This is a genomic window from Chryseobacterium sp. JV558 (assembly GCF_033712365.1).
Classification (GTDB): Bacteria; Bacteroidota; Bacteroidia; order Flavobacteriales; family Weeksellaceae; genus Chryseobacterium.
Map to the genome: position 1 here is coordinate 674,302 of NZ_WJHU01000003.1, position 18,899 is coordinate 693,200.

Here is an 18,899-nt window from a genome sequence, read left to right on the forward strand (position 1 = left end):
CACGGAAGTGTAGTTTTAGGCGGTTTGTTGTAATACTACACTTTGGTGTAGGGCGCTTACCTCCGGTGTTGTCATCAAATGACAGTTCTTATCAAGGAATTTTTTTAGCCCGTTATAAGTAAGCATTACAGGGATGGTTTCAGAACCCAGATAATGAATAGGCTCAGCCAATGTAATAGCCTCTATTCCCATAAGTTTAAGGACTTTCAGAAGCTTGGCATCGCACTCAGCTATAGCAACAGAATTTTTATTCTGACAAACCTCGTTGATTGCATAAGCCATTAGCGTTTTGAAAATTCCAAACCCTGTTTTATCAATTCCTTTCTTAATAGCAAATCTTCCGATATGCCAAATGTGGGTGGTTTTATTTTTGATAAAAGAAGATGGATTGATATGGAACAGTTTTTCCAAAGGAAGAACATCCTTGTGATTCCATTTAAAGACTCTTATAGAACCATTGATCTTATCTTCGTGATCTCTGGAAACAAAAATCTTAGACTTCTTAAAGTTCTTTTCCTCATGATATATATCTTCTACTTCAGCCTTAAACTGATCCGTATCAGAATAACTTTCATGATGATTGAAATTTTCGGTAACAACAAATTCTGCTAGTTCGTATAAGTTTTTATTACTTAAAGAATAAAAGTTAAGATGTTCCATATTTTTTTATCTTTATAGTAAAATTATTACACTGAATGGTGGAATATGCTACACTTTAGTGTAGATTCATTAAAGTCTACACTAAAGTGTAGTAACCTAAAAACTGTACCTTAAAAACTTAACTATGGAAGAGATTGGAAAATTCTTTTCAAATAAAAACAGTATTGATACAATCTCAGAGTCAGAGAATAACCAGACCTCTGATTATCTTGAAGTGATTAAAGCTTTTGCCAGGATCACTTATATGAGTTTGTATGTCATAGATTATCAGAAGCAGAATTTTGAATATGTGTCAGATAATCCTTTATTCCTTTGTGACCATACTCCCAAGGAGGTAGAAACAATGGGCTATGCCTTCTATTTCCGGCATGTGAAAAAAGAAGACCTGGATCTGTTGTTTAAAATCAATGAAGTAGGGTTTGAATTCTATGAGAATCTGCCGGTACATGAGCGAAAGCTCTATACGATTTCCTATGATTTTCATTTAGTCAATGAAAGTAAAAATACCATCCTTATCAACCACAAGCTTACTCCTCTTTTCTTATCTTCAGAGGGAAAAATGTGGAAGGCCATGTGTATTGTATCCTTGTCCCACAATCACGCATCCGGAAATATATCTATTGTAAAGCAAGGCACAGATGAAATCTGGAACTACGACCTGAAAGACAACAGGTGGATAAAAGAAGAAAAAGTGAAGCTCTCAGAAAGAGAAGCTGAGATATTAAGGTTGTATGCCCAGGGACTTACCATCAATGAAATTGCAGAAAAGATCTACGTAACAGGCGATACGGTAAAGTTTCACAGAAGAAAGCTTTTTGATAAGATGGGAGTAAGTAACATTACTGAAGCATTATCCTATGCCACCAATTACAAGCTGATTTAATGCACAGGTAGCTATTCGGAGATAGCATTCATATAAAACTGTGGAAAGGTTTTATGGGGCTTTCCTGTGGCTATTTTGAACATTACATGCGTACACATTCCCGCAACGATCCATGAAGCAATGGCGAGTTGGGGAGGAGGAAGATTTTCTTTTTCCTTCTTATAATCGTCTATAATATTCTCAAGCCATTCATTGGGAGTTCTCCAAAAACGCAGATAACCGGCAATGTACTCTACCATTTTGAGTTCATTGAAATTATCATCAGAAAGGATGTCAAGAGCAAGTCCATTAGGTTCTATCACGGCCACTAAACCTCCCCAGCCGAGATTATAAGGATGCAGAATATGCATTCCTTTTTCCTGGCATATTCTGTCAAATACCACCGGGATATTACTTGAAAAATCCAGGGCGTTGATAGCAATATCATGCTCACCAATGATTTCATGAACGTTATCTGGGGTGATAAATTCACTCCGATAGCGGATATTGGCCTTTGGATTAATGCTTTTCAGGCGGTGGTATAATGTTTCTGCTTTATAGGAAGAAATATCCTGATGGGTGTAGTTTTGACGGTTCAGGTTAGACTGTTCAATAGTATCACCGTCCACAATGGTAATATTTTCAAAACCAAAACGGAGCGCACATTCTGCAATATTGCTGCCTATACCACTTCCTGCAAGGAGAATAGAAAAATTCTTAATTGCTTTTTGCTCTTCTTCCTGTACGTATAACCTGTTTCGAGAATATTTTGCTTCCATTGCTGTTTATTTTAATACAAAAATAGGTTTATGCCTCCTAATTTTGACTACACAATAGTTTAGTTTTAAGTCTGAAAATCAAAATAAAAGCATGCAAAACATAGATTAAATATGGGATTTAAGCAAATCGTAATATTTATTATTCAACAGATGGTGATTAAATTTAATGATAGAAGGTGTTTCAGATCATTTTTAATGTCCTGCTTATTTTAATGGCTAAGTTTTATTAATATTGATGAAAATTATAGAGGGATTCTTATCTAATTTTTGAACTTATTTTCAAGATTTTCCAATCTTTCGAAAATACCAGAGAAAATATTTTTATCATTTGTAGAGACGTATCCTACAATCTTGTAATATTTTTGATTATCAGCGTGTTTTGGTTTTGTTTCAGGTCCATATTGCAGGCTGCCGTCTTTATATACCAATAGATTAGATAAAGGATCGTTTTTCAGATCTGTCTTATTTAAAAATAAAATGTCTCCGTAATGATATTCAGGAAGCAATTGTTTTTCAGGAGTAAATTCATAGACCAGGTCAACAGATGCTAATATTTTTTGCAATATTGGAGCGTTAGGGTTATTGTTGTCCGTCTTCGCCTGTACTTCTTTGCTGTTCTGAATCGCCAATTCCGGGAAAAGCATAAGCTGGTCTATGTCAGATACACTTACCAGTTGATTTACCTGTAAAGGCTCAGTAAGTAATTTATCAAGATTAAGGTTAAAATGATGAGCTACCTTTATTATCGTTTCAATCTTAGGCTCGGCACGCCCTTCCTCATAAGAGCTTATTACTCCTCTGTTTAGATCAAACATGTCTGCAAAGGCCTTTTGGCTAAGCCCTTTCACCTGTCTTATTTTCTTAATATTAGTTCCGAAGAAGCTCATTTTGTCTAATCTTTTTTGCAAATATAGAGAATCTGAAATAAATAATTGCTAATAATATTTGCATTTTGAAAATTTTATGCTATATTTGTGTAGACGAAAATAAAACACTAAACCAGCCATCATGAGAAATCAAATATTCAGTACGGTCAAAGAGTGGTTGTTAGATTATGAGTTTAACATCACGTTGGAGGATGAAGCTCAGAGAATCTTAATCATTGAAAAAGAATCCAACGGGATAAAAAATATGATCCTTATAATATCAGACTCTATCCTGATTATGGAACAGTTTCTTTTTGAAATCAAAAACCCATCCGAGAAAATATTCCTGAGACTGCTTCAGAAGAACAGAGACATCGTTCACGGAGCATTTGTATTGGACGGAACCGGAAGTCGGGTCATTTTCAGAGATACACTTCCTACCGATAATATGGCTCAGAACGAAGTAATGGCCTCCATCAATTCACTTGGAATCCTTGTAGGAGAATTTACAACCGAAATGCTTGAAATGAGTAAGTAATTCACAAAAGATATTTAAAATGAACATTTTTAAAAGATTGTTAACAATAGGAAAAGCAGAGATCCATTCTGTGATTGAAAGCTTTGAAGACCCCATCAATTTAACGGAAGAGGGTATTCGTGAAATGAAAGAACAGCTTGGGAAAAGCATTGAAGCCCTTGCCCAGTTGAAAGCTCTTACCATTCGCAAAAAAAATGAAGCAGAGGCAGAAGAAGAGATTGCTAAAGATTATTACAACAAAGCCATTGTAATTGTTCAAAAAGCAGAAAAAGGAGAAGTGGAAACTGCAGAAGCAGACTGTCTTGCCAAAGAAGCCTTAAAAAAGCAGACTTCTTCACAGGAAAATGCAAATACACTTCAGAAAGAGCATGAAAAACTGTATAACGAATGCGAAAAACTGCAGGGAAATATCAATCATCTGAAATCAAGCATTGCCAAGTGGGAAAATGAATTGAAAACCCTGAAAGCAAGAGTTCAGGTAAGTGAGGCCACGAAAGATATCAATCAGAAGATGACCCAGATGGATACCGGAAGTACGGTAAGCATGCTTGAAAAGCTAAAGGACCGTGTTGTACAGCAGGAAGCTCTGGCAGAAGCCTATTCGGATCTTTCAAAATCAGGAAAAAGCATTGATGAAGAAATAGATGCCATTGTAAACAATCACGATACAAAAGCTGAAGAAGCTTTAAACAAATTAAAAGAAACACTTAAAAAAGGCTAATATATGACCTTTCAGGAATTTTTAAATGTAGCATTTTCTCCGGTGAATACGGTGCTGACGGTTCTTCTTGGGCTTTCAGTAATCTATTGGCTCTTCGCCATTCTCACCGGGTTGGATATCGATGTAGGAATTCATTCCGACCTGGATGCTGATACAGATATAGAGGTACCGCATGGGCATCTTCACGCTCCGGATCATGATCCATCGGCATTTATGCATTTCCTGAAATTTCTTAATCTGGATATCGTTCCGGTTACCTATTTTCTTACCCTGTCATTACTGATAACCTGGCTGGGGTCGTTTTATCTGAACTATTTTGTTCCACTTCCTACATGGGCCGGGATATTGATCCTTTTTCCTTTGATGATTGGAGGAATGCTGCTGACTAAAATAATTCTAAAGCCCCTGAATCCCTTTTTTAAAGAAATCAACCATAAAGGAGAGTTGTCATATGCCTTTTTAGGAAGAGAGGGACGATTAAAATCAAGCATTCAGGATGATAAAATAGGAATGATGGAAGTCTTTATCGGAAGTGACCCTATGACACTGATGGTGAGAAGTAAAGACGGAAGCAAGCTGGAGCATGGCACCCGTGTCATGATTGTAGATGAAGAACCGGAAAAAAGACTCTACTATGTACAGCGATCAATAAGATATTAAAATATAAAGACTAATAACGATGTTAACTATTTTTTTGGTCATGCTGAGCTATATTCTGGAAATCCTATCCCAATATATCTAAAACAAAAAACACATCCATATATAAACTATAAACTTATAAAACTATGAACTTACCTTTAATTGCTGGAATTATTGTTGCCGTCGTAGCAACAGTCGGATTGATTTTCTGGATTTTATCGATGTATAAAAAAACCGTTCAGGGAATCGTTATTTTGAGAACTGGCTATGGAGGTACAAAGGTCTTCTTTAATGCCGGTATTGTCATCCCCATCATTCACCGTATGGAATCTATTGACATCTCCGTAAAAAAACTGGAGATATCAAGAGAAGGAAGAGCGGGGCTGATCTGTAAAGACAATATGAGAGCAGACATTCAGGTGGCTTTCTTTATCCGTGTCAACAAATCTGTAGATGATATTGTGAATGTGGGGCAAACGATTGGCTGTCAGCGTGCGTCAGATGCTCATACATTGAGAGAGCTTTTTGAAGCCAAATTTTCTGAAGCCCTTAAAACCGTAGGAAAGAAATTTGATTTTACCGAATTATATGAAGCCAGAAGCGAATTCCGTCAGGAAATTCTTGATATCATCGGAACAGATCTTAATGGATATGTACTGGATGACTGTGCTATAGATTACCTTGAACAGACTTCTATTGATAAACTGGATAAAGATAATATCCTTGATTCTGAGGGGATTAAAAAAATTACAGAACTTACAGCAACCCAGAATATCAAAGCCAATCAGGTTCGCCGTGATGAAGAAAAAACCATTACCAAGCAGAATGTAGAAGCCCGTGAAGCCATTCTGGAACTGGAAAAACAACTGGCAGAAAAAGAAGAATCTCAAAAAAGAGAAGTAGCCAATATCAAATCTCGTGAGAATGCGGAGATTTTAAAGGTAGGAGAAGAAGAACGTCTGAGATATGAAACGGTTCGTATTGCCACAGAAGAAAAATTACAGATTGCAGAAGAAAATAAACTTCGTCAGGTCGTTATTGCTGCTAAAAATAAAGAACGAGCTGATCTGGTAGAAACAGAAAGAGTATTAAAAGACAAGGCGCTTGAAGCTACCGAAAGAGAAAGAGTTGTTTCTCTTGCTCAGATTGAAAAAGAGAAAGCAATAGAACTGGAGAAGAAAAGCATCCAGGATGCCATCCGCGAGCGTCTGACAATGGAAAAAACGGTAGTTGAAGAGCAACAGGGAATCAAAGATCTTGAAGCTTTCAAAACGGCAGATAGAAATAAGCAGGTAGAAATTACCATTGCCACTCAGGAAGCAGAGAAAAAGCTGATTGAAGAAACCAGAGCCGCAGAATCTCGCAGATTGGCAGCAGAAAAAGATGCGCAGAAATACGTCATCGAAGCACAGGCAAAAAGAGATGCCGCAGAAAAAGAAGCGGAAGCTCGTAAAATCATTGCAGATGCCAAAGCAAAAGAAGAAGCAACAGTAGGGTTATCAGAAGCTCAGGTACTGCACGCTAAAGCTGATGCTGCAGAAAGACAAGGGATTGTGGAAGCGATTGTTATTGAGAAAAAAGCAGATGCCAATAAGAAAGAAGGAATTGCACAGGCAGAAGTCATCAAAGAAAAAGCATTAGCGGAAGCAGCGGGAATTACCGAAAAGGCAGAAGCGATGAAGAAACTGAACGATGCTGGAAAAGAACACGAAGAATTCCGTCTTCAGCTGGCAAAAGAAAAAGATGTGGAACTGGCACAAATTGCTATTCAGAAAGATATTGCAGAAGCTCAGTCTATGGTACTGGCAGAAGCCTTCAAATCTGCAAAAATTGATATTGTAGGAGGAGATAATACATTCTTTGACAATGTTATCCGTCAGGTTTCTGCCGGAAAAGGATTAGACAAATTTATCAGCCACAGCGAGAATGCACAGATTGTAAAAGAAAGCCTTCTGGGTGATGGTGAAAATATCATTGGAAAAGTAATGGGGATGGTAGATAAATACAAAATCTCTTCAGAAGATATTAAAAATATGAGCATTGCTTCCCTGATCTTTAAGCTGAACGGAGTGGCGAGCCAGCAGGAAAAAGGAATTCTGGAGAGAGCCCTTGATATGGCTAAACATTTGGGAGTAGAACATAAGCCGGTGAATAATAATCACGTTTAATACATTATTTAAGCGCGTTTGATACTTTGTAAACCTATAAGGTTAAAACTAAAAAAATAAAATTTTAGCATAAAAGCGCAAGTTTCATCCAAGACCTGCTGCAATACAGCACGGTCATGACCACTAAATAAATACGATGTCAGAACAACTTAATTCTGGAACCTACGAAATTATTCAAAGCCGTCTGAATGAGCAGAAGAATGATCTGATTCAAAGGCTTCAGCAGCTTAACGAGAATCGTAAAAATATATTTGGAGGGATCGATTTTTCTCTTATTGCCAACGAGAGAATTTCGACAGATCACAGCTGTATTGCCAAGGATATCTATTCTTTGGGAAATCAGTTGATTTTTGGCTCCAATGCTCATCTTGGCCTTCAGACAGAAATTAATATTTCGGATGTTTTTTCAATCTATGCCATTAATAATAACCGGTTTGAACCGCAGGACTATACCCTCATTAATGATGAGGTATTTATTGATGAGTTCAAAAACCTTTACAAATATTACAGAAATACTTTCTTTGCCAGATTTACCTTTACGGAAAATTATCTGTATATGGTTTTTCAGCTTTCGGAAAGCACTACGGATATCAAAGCTTTTAAATGGCTTATCAAAGAAAATAAGCTTATTTATGTAGACTCCAGAAGTGCTTCAGAAACCTCATACCCGGTTCAGCATGGCTTTGTCTGGACAAAGGCGACAAGAGATATGCAGCGCTCCGGGAAACATCCGCATGTCTCTTTGGCGGATAAAGTTTTTGTAGAAAGTATTGGAGGTGATATTACCATCAAAGTCGAAGACAATACAGATACGGGAAAAGGCATTTATGCTGAAGATGTCATTCATAAAGACCAGAATCTTGATGATGCCGAGATCCACTTTTGTGATCTCGACAATCTTGTTTTGTTTAAAATAAAACCTTACCAGGAAACAGAACGTTATTTCATTTATAACCACAAAGAAAAAACGGTTTCCAAAGCAGATGCTCTTAAATATTCAGGACTTTTGCTTCCAGAAAATCAAGGGGTATTGTTTTCCAATGGATATGCTCTTCAGACCGGAGGCTTAAAAGTGATTTCTCAGGATCAAAATAGGCTTTACTATCTGAAAACTGTCATAGAGCCTAACGGTGAGAATTTTTTGTATGTTTTCTATGATGATAAGACCAACAATTATCAGCTGATTTCCTATAATATCATTACCCAGACCATAGAAACACCAATTCGGTGCAGTGGTTTTACCTTTCTCAATGACGGAAAACTGATCTACCTCAGAGAAAGTATTGAAACAACCAAACATCATCTGGCGCAGATATGGCAGACTCCTTTTTCCAAGGAACTCACTCCCAATCTTGAAAAAGCAGACAGTTTATTATACAAAATCGGGAACAAAGATATTGTAAGGGTGATGGCAGAAAGCCAGGAGCTGATTACCCTTCTCCACAAAAAAGATTCTTATAGCGGTCTTTATGATGATATTGTGAAGCTTTCCACATTCATTCTGGATACGTACTACTTTCTGGGTGAAAATGAAGTCGAAAAACTTGATCAGCCGCTGAAAGAAATCAGAGCCATTGCTCATTCTGCTATTAATGAATATGAAAAGGTAGTAGAGCAGAGAAAGAATACAGAAGAAGCTTTAGAAAAAATAAAGCTTTCCTGTGAAAAGATTCTGGATGATACCAAAAGGCTTCACTATTCCCAACTGATGGAATATATTGATGCTCTCTCACAGATCAGGACTTTAAGAGGAGAGGTAACCGGAACCAGAGAACTGAAATATGCGGATACCGCTTTACTGGATTCACTGGAAAAATCTCTTGCAGACCGTTACAACGAGCTTTCCAATGCCTGTGTGGATTTTCTGCTTCAGGAAGGAGCGCTATTACCTTACGAAGAAAAAGCACAGAAGATCTCGGAAGACATCATTGAACTGCAGAAAGCAATTAATGCTAAAACAATTGAAGAAAATATCAATACCCTTTCCGGACAGCTTGAATTGCTGGTAGATATTGTCAACAACCTTAAAATAGAAGATACTTCCCAATCTACCCAGATCATTGAAAATATCTCACTGATCTTTGCAAGGCTGAACCAGGAAAGACTTGAACTCAGTAAAAGGAAAAGGGAAATCTCAGGAAAAGAACTGGCTTCAGATTTCCAGGCTCAGATTACCCTATTTGACCAGTCGGTGATCAATTTTCTGGAACTTTCACAAACTCCTGAGAAATGTGATGAATATCTGACCAAACTTTCTATCCAGCTGGAAGAAATGGAGACGAAATTTATCGATTTTGAAGAGTTTATCCAACAGATAGGAACCAAAAGAGAAGAAGTCTACGGACATTTCCAGAATAAAAGAGTACAACTTACCGAAGCCAGAAATAAAAGAACCCAGAATCTCTTCGATGCCGCACAGAGAATCCTGAAATCTGTACAGACCAAAGCAGAATCTTTTGACTCTGAAAATGAGATCAATGGGTATTTTGCCGCAGATCTTATGGTTGAGAAGGTAAGAGACCTTGCAAGACAGCTGGCAGAAATGGAAGCTTCCGCAAAATCGGAAGAAATTAAGACACTTCTGAAAACTTCACAGCAGGAGTCCATAAGAAAGCTTAAAGACAAAAAAGAAATCTATGCAGATGGCGAAAGCATTATTGCATTAGGAAATTATAAATTTACAGTTAATCAGCAGAAGCTTGATCTTACTCTGGTGCTGAGAAATGCACAGTATTATTATCACCTTACCGGAACCAGTTTTTATGAACCTCTGAACTTCATCGCAGATGAATACAAAGACGTCTGGAACCAGGAATTTGTTTCAGAAAACAATAAGGTAAAAAGATTTGAATATCTGCCTGGAATGTATTTTATGACCATCAGGAAGTCGCTTCGGAACTCCAAAACGAACAGGCTGTACAGCAGTTTACGGCTCAGCATTTTGGGGAAGGACTGGTAAAAGGAATTCATGATAAAGATGCCCAAAGCATTGTGATGAAGCTTCAGCAGATGCATAATGAGCTGGGACTAATGAGGTTCACAGCACAGGAAAGGGTATTAGCACAGCTTTTCTGGTTTTTCCTGAATAATGAAAGAAAAGATTATTATACGAAACAGTTTGAAGCCGCGGCCATTATTGCTCAGTCATTCAATGCAAAACAGGGATTTGAGTATCTAAGCAGAGAATTGTCAGAAGAAATGAAAGTATTTGCATCATCTCAGGGTATACTTAAAGATACAGATTATATCAACGCTGCTATATATCTGAAACAGGAAGACAAAGACAACTTCCTGATCTCAGAAAAAGCAGGTGTTTTGTATGAATTATTTTTAAAAGAGCTGAAAGAAAAAGGCAGAGATCTTGAGTTTATTGCGCAGTTACAGGCTATGTATCACTATCCTTCAGCATGTTATTATATTGCTGAAAGTGCTTTACAGGCCTTTGATTCTGAAGCGGATCAAAATATCATAAAGGAGACCACAGGATTTATCATTACCCAAAAGTTTGATCCAAAAAACATCAAAAGGATCTCTTTTGAAGCAACCATAAAAGAACTAAAATCTCTCGAAAAGGACACAGAATATAATATTAACTATTTTGAATTTGTATCCCGCCTGAACCATTTTAATACAGTCACGGTTCCAAAGTATAAAAAATTACAGGAATTAAAATACAACTGGGTAAACGAAAAGAAAAAAGCACTCAAACTAGATACTTTTAAGACTGAGGTATTAAGCTCATTCGTGAGAAATAAACTGATCAATGATGTCTATTTTCCTTTGATTGGAGCCAATCTGGCCAAACAATTAGGAACAGCAGGTTCAGACAAAAGAACAGACAGAATGGGAATGCTTCTTCTCGTATCTCCACCGGGATACGGAAAAACAACACTGATGGAATATATGGCTGAACGTATGGGACTGGTCTTTATGAAGATCAACGGACCCTCCTTAGGCTATGATATTGTGTCAACAGATCCTTCGGGAGCTAAAAATGCTGGCGCAAGACAGGAATTGGAAAAACTAAATCTTGCGTTGGAAATGGGAGACAACGTCATGCTGTACCTTGATGATATCCAGCATTGTAACCCTGAATTTTTACAGAAATTCATCTCCCTTGCTGATGGGCAGAGAAAAATTGAAGGAATTTACAATGGGGAAAGCAAAACATACGACCTTCGGTCTAAGCGATTCTGTCTGGTAATGGCAGGAAATCCATATACTGAAAACGGAGAGAAATTTAAAATCCCAGATATGCTTGCCAACCGTTCGGACACGTACAACCTTGGAGAAATATCCGGATCAAAAACAACTCTTTTCGACCTGAGCCTTATTGAAAATGCCCTGATGTCTAACGAATATCTGACCCGGCTTACCAATCCTGGAATGGAAAACCTGTATGAACTGTATGACAGTGTCATTACCGATAACCCAGCCGATAATCTGAAAGGGAATTTCAGCTCGAATGAAATATCAGACTTCAGAGCAGTACTAAAAAATACGATTAAAGTAAGGGACATGGTTTTGAAGGTGAATAAAGAATACATTTCATCCGCGGCCATGTCAGACGATTACCGAAATGAGCCATCATTCAAACTGCAGGGATCTTATCGTAATATGAATAAACTGATTGCACAGATTCAGCCGATTCTGAAAGCCAATGAAGTCACTCAGATTATCCTGAACCATTATCAGAACGAATCCCAGACGCTGACAACAGGTGCAGAAGCCAATATGCTGAAGCTGAAAGAACTTATGAGAATTCTTTCAGAAGAAGAAGCAGAACGTTGGGATGAAATCAAGAAGATTTTTGTAAAAAATAAAACTCTAAGAGGCTTAGGAGAAAACGACAGGATGTCACAGATTGTAGCACTGCTAGCTCAATTTGGTGAAGGACTGGAAGGAATCAAAGAAGTCTTAAAAAAAACAGAATAATAACCATGAAACTTTAAATAGTTGCAAACAGGCTGTTTCAGATAGAAGCAGTCTATTTTTTTATTTCTGTTCTTCACGCGGTCTTATAATTATTTATAAAAAATTTGCACAATCTGCTTCATCTATGAGAGGTAAAAGGGTTAAATAAAAAATCTGTACCTGTAATATTGTGTACTTCTGTATCTGTATCCAAACATAAAGACTCCATAATTTTGTTAAGCAAGAAGAGTACTTATGGAAACGATAGTTCAACGTCAGGAGCAGATTCAGTATGCCGAAGCTTATATTTCGGACATGCCGGAGCTGAAAAATATTTTCCTGCAGATGAAAGATGTAAAGAAAGTAGACCCGAATTTCGGACTTCCTTTTATGTTGGTAAAAAAGAAAAATGAGACCGTTGCATTTGCCAGTCTTATTGTGAATGAAAAGAATGAAATCTCTTTTATAATGTATGATAGAAACAGAATGTCAGAAGCCAAAAAGAGAGCGTTTTCTTCTCATGCTGAAAGATATTTTAAAAATAATAATACGCCTAATTTCAGGGATTCAGAACAATTAAAAAGCAGTATCAGCAGAATGATCAGCTGGCTGAATCTTGAATAAAGAATGATAAAATTGTACATTTACTTAAAACAGTAATACGATGCCGAAAGATGTTCTGTATCTTAAAATAGCCAACTCTGTCACAGAGCAGATCAAAAGTGAAACCCTGCAGTTTGGAGACAGGCTGCCTTCACTGAGAAGTGCCCAAAAGTTATACAACGTAAGCTTGAATACCGTAAAACAAGCTTATATGGAACTGGAAAGCAGATCGCTGGTAGAATCACGCCCTAAATACGGATATTATGTAAGCCAGACTTCCCAACGGAAACTGGCCTTGCCATCTGTGGCTCAAATGAAGCTTTCGGAAGGGAAAAATACACCTCAGGATCTTTTTGATAAAGTATTCGGAACCATTGCCGGTACAGATGTGACACAGTTTGCCTTGGGGATTCCCGGGAAAAGCCTTCTTCCGGTAGCCAAGATGAAAAAATGCATGATTGATGTGGTGAAGAGGAAAAGTGACAGCGGGGTCAATTACGAATCGGTGCAGGGAAGTGAACAGCTTCGGCGTGAAATTGCCAAATGGGCAATGGTAATGGAAGGGAAAATTACAGAAGATGACCTGGTAATTACTTCCGGAGCAATGAATGGTGTTTATAATTGTCTGATGGCAGTTACCAAACCCGGTGATTGCGTAGCGGTGGAAAGTCCGGTCTATTTTGGCATCCTTCAGGCCATTCATTTATTAGGATTGAAGGCTGTAGAAATTCCTACTCATCCCATTACAGGAGTGGATCTGGATGCTTTAAAAAAGGTGCTTCCAAAACTTTCTGCGTGCTGTTTTGTGGTCAATTATAACAATCCGTTAGGATTTCAGATGCCTGATGAGAACAAAAAAGAGTTGGTAAAAATGCTTACTGAGCAAAATGTTCCGCTAATTGAAGATGATGTCTACGGAAACATCTATTTTGGAGCAGGAAGACCAAAACCCTGTAAATTTTATGATGAAGCAGGAATTGTGATGTGGGTGGGATCAGTTTCCAAAACATTGGCTCCCGGTTTTAGGACAGGATGGGTAGCTCCGGGAAAATTTAAAGAAAAAATTATCCGCCAGAAGCTTGTTCAGACGGTTTCCAGTCCGTCATTATTTTCAGATGTGATCTCAGATTTCCTTTCCCATGGAAGGTACGATCATCATCTGAGAATGTTCAGGAAAAAACTCTACGCCAATTATCTTCAGATTCAGAAATCCGTGATTGAATATTTTCCGGACAATACCAAAATCTCAGAACCTAAAGGAGGTTTTATGCTCTGGCTGGAACTGGATAAGAGAATTTGTACAGAAGATCTTTATGATATAGCATTTGAACAGAAAATAAACTTTGCCCCCGGAAGAATGTTTTCACAGTATAATCAATATCAAAACTGTATGCGATTGAACTATGCCCTGGAATGGACAGATAGAGTAGAAAGTGATCTGGAAAAACTGGGGAAAATGATAAAAAACAGAATTTAATAAACCCTATAGCGATGAATGATAACAATAATGAAGTAAAAATTGCAGCCTATGAACCTCAGTATAAAGAAGCTTTCAAAGCTTTAAATGAAGAGTGGATCAAAACATTTTTTGTGATGGAAGCCAGTGATTATAAACTGCTGGATAATCCCGAAGAACATATTTTAAATAAAGGAGGATATATTGTTTTTGCATTGTTAAATAATGAAGCAGTAGGAACGTGTGCATTAGTAAAAGAGAAAGAGGAACCTCTTACTTTTGAGCTGTCAAAGATGGCGGTAAGCCCTAAAGCTCAGGGAAAGAAAATCGGCTATTTATTAGGAACAGCATTAGTGGATCTGGCAAAGAGCCTGAATGCTGAAAAAATAGTTCTGGAAACGAATTCTGTGCTGGTTCCTGCAATAAAGCTTTATGAAAAACTTGGTTTTAAGCATGTGCCCATTGTTGACGCAGGATATGACCGTGTAGATGTACAGATGGAACTGAATCTGAATATATAACAAAAAAATATTAGAACTCGGATAGAAATATCCTTGTTCTAATATCAAAATTTAAATCTAATTGCTTTACTGTTTTATTTCTTGATGAAAGTCTTGGTCATTGACTTTTTACTTCCATTGATTTTAATAAAATACACGCCCGCCGGAAGATTTCCGATATTGATTTTTTCATCATAATATCCTCTTGAAGACTGTAGAGGTGTCGTTGAAACAATCGAGCCCTTACTATCAATGATTTCTGCTTTAATATCTTTATCCTCAGATTGATACTGAATTCCAATGAATGTTGATACAGGATTCGGATAGATTTTAAAATCATCAGCGATTATTTTCGTGTCTTTTGCTGCCAATGTTTCCTTGGAACAAACTGGAATTCTATTGGTTCCATCAATTCCCCATGAAGTCTGTACCGGAATGCAAAGCCAATTCAATACAGTAGGGAAATGATCTGTTTCTCTCGTTGTTGAGGTATAATCATATACTTTAAAATTGTTGACTGTATTAGCATTATATGTCGGAGAACCTGTCGCGGTCATATTATTCGCATTTGGACCTGAATCTGTCAACGTGTTTCCTGAAGTTTCATTACATCTCCAGTTAGCCACTAGCTGAGCATAATAAGGATGTGAAGAAGTAATATTCTGGTTAGCCCAATTTACTATCACATCATTTGGAAGTGCAGATTTCCATACTCTTACATCTTTATAAGAAGCCGCCAGATTGATTCCATACGTATTTGTTCCATCCTGATTTAAAGTTAAAGGAAGCCCGGAATCAATATTTCCAATGGTATTCATTTTAGCAAAAGTTACAGGAACACCATCTTCATACAATGTTACAAGACCGTCTCTGTCAAAGCTAGCAGCAATATGTTTCCACTTATTGGTTTCTACTTTTCCTCCTACAAGGTCTATTCTATTGGTACCGTCACCAATGTTCATCTTGAAAGTCTGCCCTGAATATCCTGAGAAAACAAATCCTTTATTTTTCCCGTTAGCCCAGTTTTTATTACTGATCATTACCGGATCACTGGAATAAGAGGCGTTAGGTTTTACCCAAAATTCAATCGTAAAATCCTGATTCGCGCCAAAATTAAAAGGAGTCTGATTCGTTGGTTTTGCATAAGTTCCTGCCGGAAAATTCAACTGATTAAAAGTTTTATTGGATTCCAGTACAGTTTTGCTGATCTGCTGCGGAGTAAATCCAGGGTTAGAATACACCGTAAAAATATTTCTTTCAGAAAGATTTCCGCCTCCATGAGAACTGTCTACCGCTCCATGATCTGTTGTCAAAACGACTAACCAATCTTCATTGTTATAAGATGGTCTGTTTTTCATGGCAGCAACAATTTCTCCTATATAAGTGTCTGTAGTTTTAATAGAAGAAACATACTGAGGAACACTTGAAGAGAATCCATAAGAATGTCCTGCGTGGTCTACATCATCAAAATCTACAAAGAGAATGTCTGGATTATCATTCTGCAAAGCCGTTACAGCCGCATTTTTTACAGCAAGATCTGTTGCCAGATTAGTCTTCACATCAGCATTCTGTATGATTTTATCATTGATTGGTACCCAGTGAGCTAGAGAAATCGTTCTCAGATTAGGATTGTAAGTTTCTGCTCTTGTTAAAAAGTCTGGGTAATTCACATAGTTTGGGCTGGTAAAGTTATTGTCCTGAACATTATGTTTGGTGTGCCATACTCCGGTAAGCATAGTGCTCCATCCGTTTCCGCTCCAGGTAGTGGCAGCGCAAAGCCCGTCAATAGAATAGATAGACTGACTGATGAGGTTTTGAATGTTGGGTGTAGGCGTAGACATCATTACATCTGCACGACATCCGTCAATTCCGATAAAAAGGACTTTTTTTGTCTGAGCTCCAAGAAAGCAGCTCATTACAACAGCCATTGAGAATAGTTTTGTTTTCATAGGAAAAAAGAGTTTTTGAAAATTGAAAAGTTTACAAATAGTAATTTATTTTTAACTATTGTAAAATTAGTTTACTATTTGTAAACATATGTGAACTGGAAATTAATTAATTGATAATTAAAAAGTTCCGAAAAAGAAGGTTAAATGTTTAACCACAAAAGTCACAAAAACGAATAAAAACCTGTTTATTTTAAGTGACGAGCTTTGAGAATATAAAGTTCATAAAAGTATTCGGAAATCTCTGCTTTTCACAAATAGTCAATCAAACGTACGATATTCCCCTCCTCCGGAGGGGTATCAAATTTATAATTTGACGGGGTGGTAAAAACACAAACATTTTCAATGGATTACCACGAAAACATTTGTGTCAAGAAGTACTAAAAAATAGGTTGAAAAAGAAGTTATTAAAGAAGATCTTCAGCTTCAGAAATGGTATTCAGAATATAATCAGGAGCAGCTTTTTCCAGTTCTCTTCTGCTTTGAGCCCCTGAAAGAACAGCAATCGTTAATCCACAGCCTGCATTTTTACCCTCTTCAACATCAATAACAGAATCTCCCGCTTTTAAAACTTTGTGAGCTTCAGTGATATTGAATTTCTTCATAGCAAGATGAATCATTTCAGGGCTCGGACGGCTTTCCAAAACATCATCTGCAGTGATTAATGCATCAAAATGAATACTTTCTTTCCAGTTGAGTTTATTCAAAAGCTGATGAGCGATTTCAGAAGTATATCCTGTATTCAAAACAATCTTTTTATTCTGAGACTTCATGTGAAGAAGAAAATTTTCAGTGCCATTGATGGGTTTTATCTCAAGGTTTTTATACGATTCTTTTAGCTGATCAGAAAAATTCTCGAAAATAGCAGGAGCATCCTCTTCATTTCCATTGATTTCTTTTAAAAGACTTGTGATGGCTTCCAGTTTTTCCATTCCGGCACAGCTGGATAATACCTTTTCAAGGCTTACAACATAGCCGTAATCATTAACAGCACTAGTAAGTGTTTTGTATACTACATTGTCTTCATCAATCGTTGTTCCGGCCATATCCAGAACCAGTAATTCTATATTTTTCATTTGAATTTTATGCGTAAATTTTTTCAATATTAAACTTGGAGAAGCCACCGCTTCCCGTCATTCCTTTTCCTCCGATACCGGTTACAATATGAATATTGGCAGAAGGGCTGTGCTCAAAAATATCTTTGGTTTTGCACTGAGAATAGATTCCAAACCATCTTCTCTGGATTTCATAAGTCGGAAGATCAATAATTTTTTTAGCCTCATGAATCATGAATTCGTCAATCTCCATATTAAGATCATATCCGAGATCATCTGCATTTTTAGCATCAGCATACTCATGAGAATCGCCGATGATGACAGAACCGTCCAGAGCTTGTTTAAATAAAATATGAACCCCATATTTCTTTTCAAACGAATTTGGGTCTTCTAAAGACTTGATTTTCTGAAAAGAGGGACATTCGCTGAATGATTCATACCTTCTGACAGACAGCCCGGTAAGAATATTCCCCTGAAGCGAGTATATTCCCTGTGGTTTGGTCTGAAGCATCTGAAGTTTACTGACTTCCAGATCGCTGTCATTGAATACTTTAGGGTATAAAGTTTTAAACTCATGGCCGCCGCAGATAATGATTTTAGAAGTATTGAATTCCGATCCGTCTGCGGTTACAGCGGTACATTTCTGATCATCTTCATTCGTTTCAAGTACCGTTGTATTATAGAAAATCTGCAGACCCATTTTTTCCTGCAGCAGCTTATGGAGTTTTACAATCATATCTGCAGAATCTACTGAAAGTTCCTGCGGGAAAAATAAACCTCCTTTACAATAATCCGAACGGAGACCGTCATATTTCTTGATACAGTCATTTTTAGATAGTAAAACAGACTCATAGTCATTGTTTCTGTTGATTTCATAAAGTTCTTCAATCAGCTGAAGTTCTTCGTCGTTGGAAGCAATATATACAGATCCGTTTTGTCTGATGGTAAGGTCTGCCTGGGAGTGAAGTTCGTTATAGATGGCAAGACTTTCTCTTCCGAAATTCTGCCATTTCAGATCCATCCCGGAGGGTACGACCTGTCCAAAATTCCTTACAGTAGCCCCTTGAGGAACAGAATTTCTTTCCAGTATAGCTACCTTAAGATTTTTCTTCAGCGCATGATAAGCATGGAATGTTCCTAAAATTCCACCTCCTACAACGATTAAATCAAATTTTGTTGTCATTGTATTATA

14 protein-coding genes and 1 pseudogene are annotated in these 18,899 nt (G+C 37.3%); 9 read left to right on the top strand and 6 right to left on the bottom strand.

What is annotated here, in order from left to right; translation table 11 throughout:
• Positions 1–15 precede the first annotated feature (15 nt).
• Positions 16–660, bottom strand: a complete 645-nt coding sequence (locus GFU89_RS14075; protein ID WP_318847722.1) for a hypothetical protein — start codon at positions 658–660, stop codon at positions 16–18.
• A gap of 124 nt (positions 661–784) precedes the next feature.
• Between GFU89_RS14075 and GFU89_RS14080 the strand changes: the two genes are divergently transcribed.
• Complete coding sequence (locus GFU89_RS14080) at positions 785–1,543, top strand: helix-turn-helix transcriptional regulator (protein WP_318847723.1); 759 nt, start codon at positions 785–787, stop codon at positions 1,541–1,543.
• An 11-nt stretch (positions 1,544–1,554) separates the two neighbouring features.
• Here the strand turns inward: GFU89_RS14080 and GFU89_RS14085 are convergent, their stop codons facing one another.
• Together GFU89_RS14085 and GFU89_RS14090 are read right to left on the bottom strand one after the other, a co-directional pair.
• On the bottom strand, positions 1,555–2,301 hold the full coding sequence (locus GFU89_RS14085; RefSeq protein WP_318847724.1) for a ThiF family adenylyltransferase: 747 nt from the start codon (positions 2,299–2,301) through the stop codon (positions 1,555–1,557).
• A gap of 260 nt (positions 2,302–2,561) precedes the next feature.
• Positions 2,562–3,209, bottom strand: coding sequence for a helix-turn-helix transcriptional regulator (locus GFU89_RS14090; protein ID WP_318847725.1), 648 nt, complete (start codon positions 3,207–3,209; stop codon positions 2,562–2,564).
• Between the two features lie 100 nt (positions 3,210–3,309).
• Here GFU89_RS14090 and GFU89_RS14095 point away from each other — a divergent pair, with 100 nt between their 5' ends.
• From GFU89_RS14095 to GFU89_RS14135, 8 genes and pseudogenes are all read left to right on the top strand, one after another.
• Positions 3,310–3,705 (top strand): molecular chaperone Tir, encoded by a 396-nt coding sequence (locus GFU89_RS14095; protein WP_318847726.1) that lies wholly within the window; start codon positions 3,310–3,312, stop codon positions 3,703–3,705.
• Between the two features lie 19 nt (positions 3,706–3,724).
• Complete coding sequence (locus GFU89_RS14100) at positions 3,725–4,426, top strand: PspA/IM30 family protein (protein ID WP_318847727.1); 702 nt, start codon at positions 3,725–3,727, stop codon at positions 4,424–4,426.
• Between the two features lie 3 nt (positions 4,427–4,429).
• Entirely contained in the window at positions 4,430–5,086 is a 657-nt protein-coding gene (locus tag GFU89_RS14105; protein WP_318847728.1) for a hypothetical protein, read from the top strand.
• Positions 5,087–5,211: 125 nt separating this feature from the next.
• On the top strand, positions 5,212–7,233 hold the full coding sequence (locus GFU89_RS14110; RefSeq protein ID WP_318847729.1) for an SPFH domain-containing protein: 2,022 nt from the start codon (positions 5,212–5,214) through the stop codon (positions 7,231–7,233).
• Between the two features lie 136 nt (positions 7,234–7,369).
• A pseudogene (locus GFU89_RS23350) lies at positions 7,370–12,168 on the top strand (DNA repair ATPase).
• A gap of 234 nt (positions 12,169–12,402) precedes the next feature.
• The gene (locus GFU89_RS14125) at positions 12,403–12,771 is read left to right on the top strand and encodes a hypothetical protein (protein WP_318847732.1); all 369 of its coding nucleotides are present in this window, start codon (positions 12,403–12,405) and stop codon (positions 12,769–12,771) included.
• A 40-nt stretch (positions 12,772–12,811) separates the two neighbouring features.
• Positions 12,812–14,227, top strand: a complete 1,416-nt coding sequence (locus GFU89_RS14130; protein ID WP_318847733.1) for a PLP-dependent aminotransferase family protein — start codon at positions 12,812–12,814, stop codon at positions 14,225–14,227.
• A 14-nt stretch (positions 14,228–14,241) separates the two neighbouring features.
• Positions 14,242–14,727, top strand: a complete 486-nt coding sequence (locus GFU89_RS14135; RefSeq protein ID WP_318847734.1) for a GNAT family N-acetyltransferase — start codon at positions 14,242–14,244, stop codon at positions 14,725–14,727.
• Positions 14,728–14,801: 74 nt separating this feature from the next.
• On the opposite strand, the gene GFU89_RS14140 is transcribed toward GFU89_RS14135, so the two are convergent.
• The 3 genes from GFU89_RS14140 to GFU89_RS14150 all read right to left on the bottom strand — a co-directional run bounded on the left by GFU89_RS14140 (position 14,802) and on the right by GFU89_RS14150 (position 18,890).
• The gene (locus GFU89_RS14140) at positions 14,802–16,655 is read right to left on the bottom strand and encodes an alkaline phosphatase family protein (RefSeq protein WP_318847735.1); all 1,854 of its coding nucleotides are present in this window, start codon (positions 16,653–16,655) and stop codon (positions 14,802–14,804) included.
• A 404-nt stretch (positions 16,656–17,059) separates the two neighbouring features.
• A complete protein-coding gene (locus GFU89_RS14145) occupies positions 17,060–17,728 on the bottom strand; it encodes an HAD-IA family hydrolase (protein ID WP_318847736.1) in 669 nt (222 codons plus the stop codon).
• Positions 17,729–17,735: 7 nt separating this feature from the next.
• On the bottom strand, positions 17,736–18,890 hold the full coding sequence (locus tag GFU89_RS14150) for a TIGR03364 family FAD-dependent oxidoreductase (RefSeq protein WP_318847737.1): 1,155 nt from the start codon (positions 18,888–18,890) through the stop codon (positions 17,736–17,738).
• Positions 18,891–18,899: the final 9 nt, after the last annotated feature.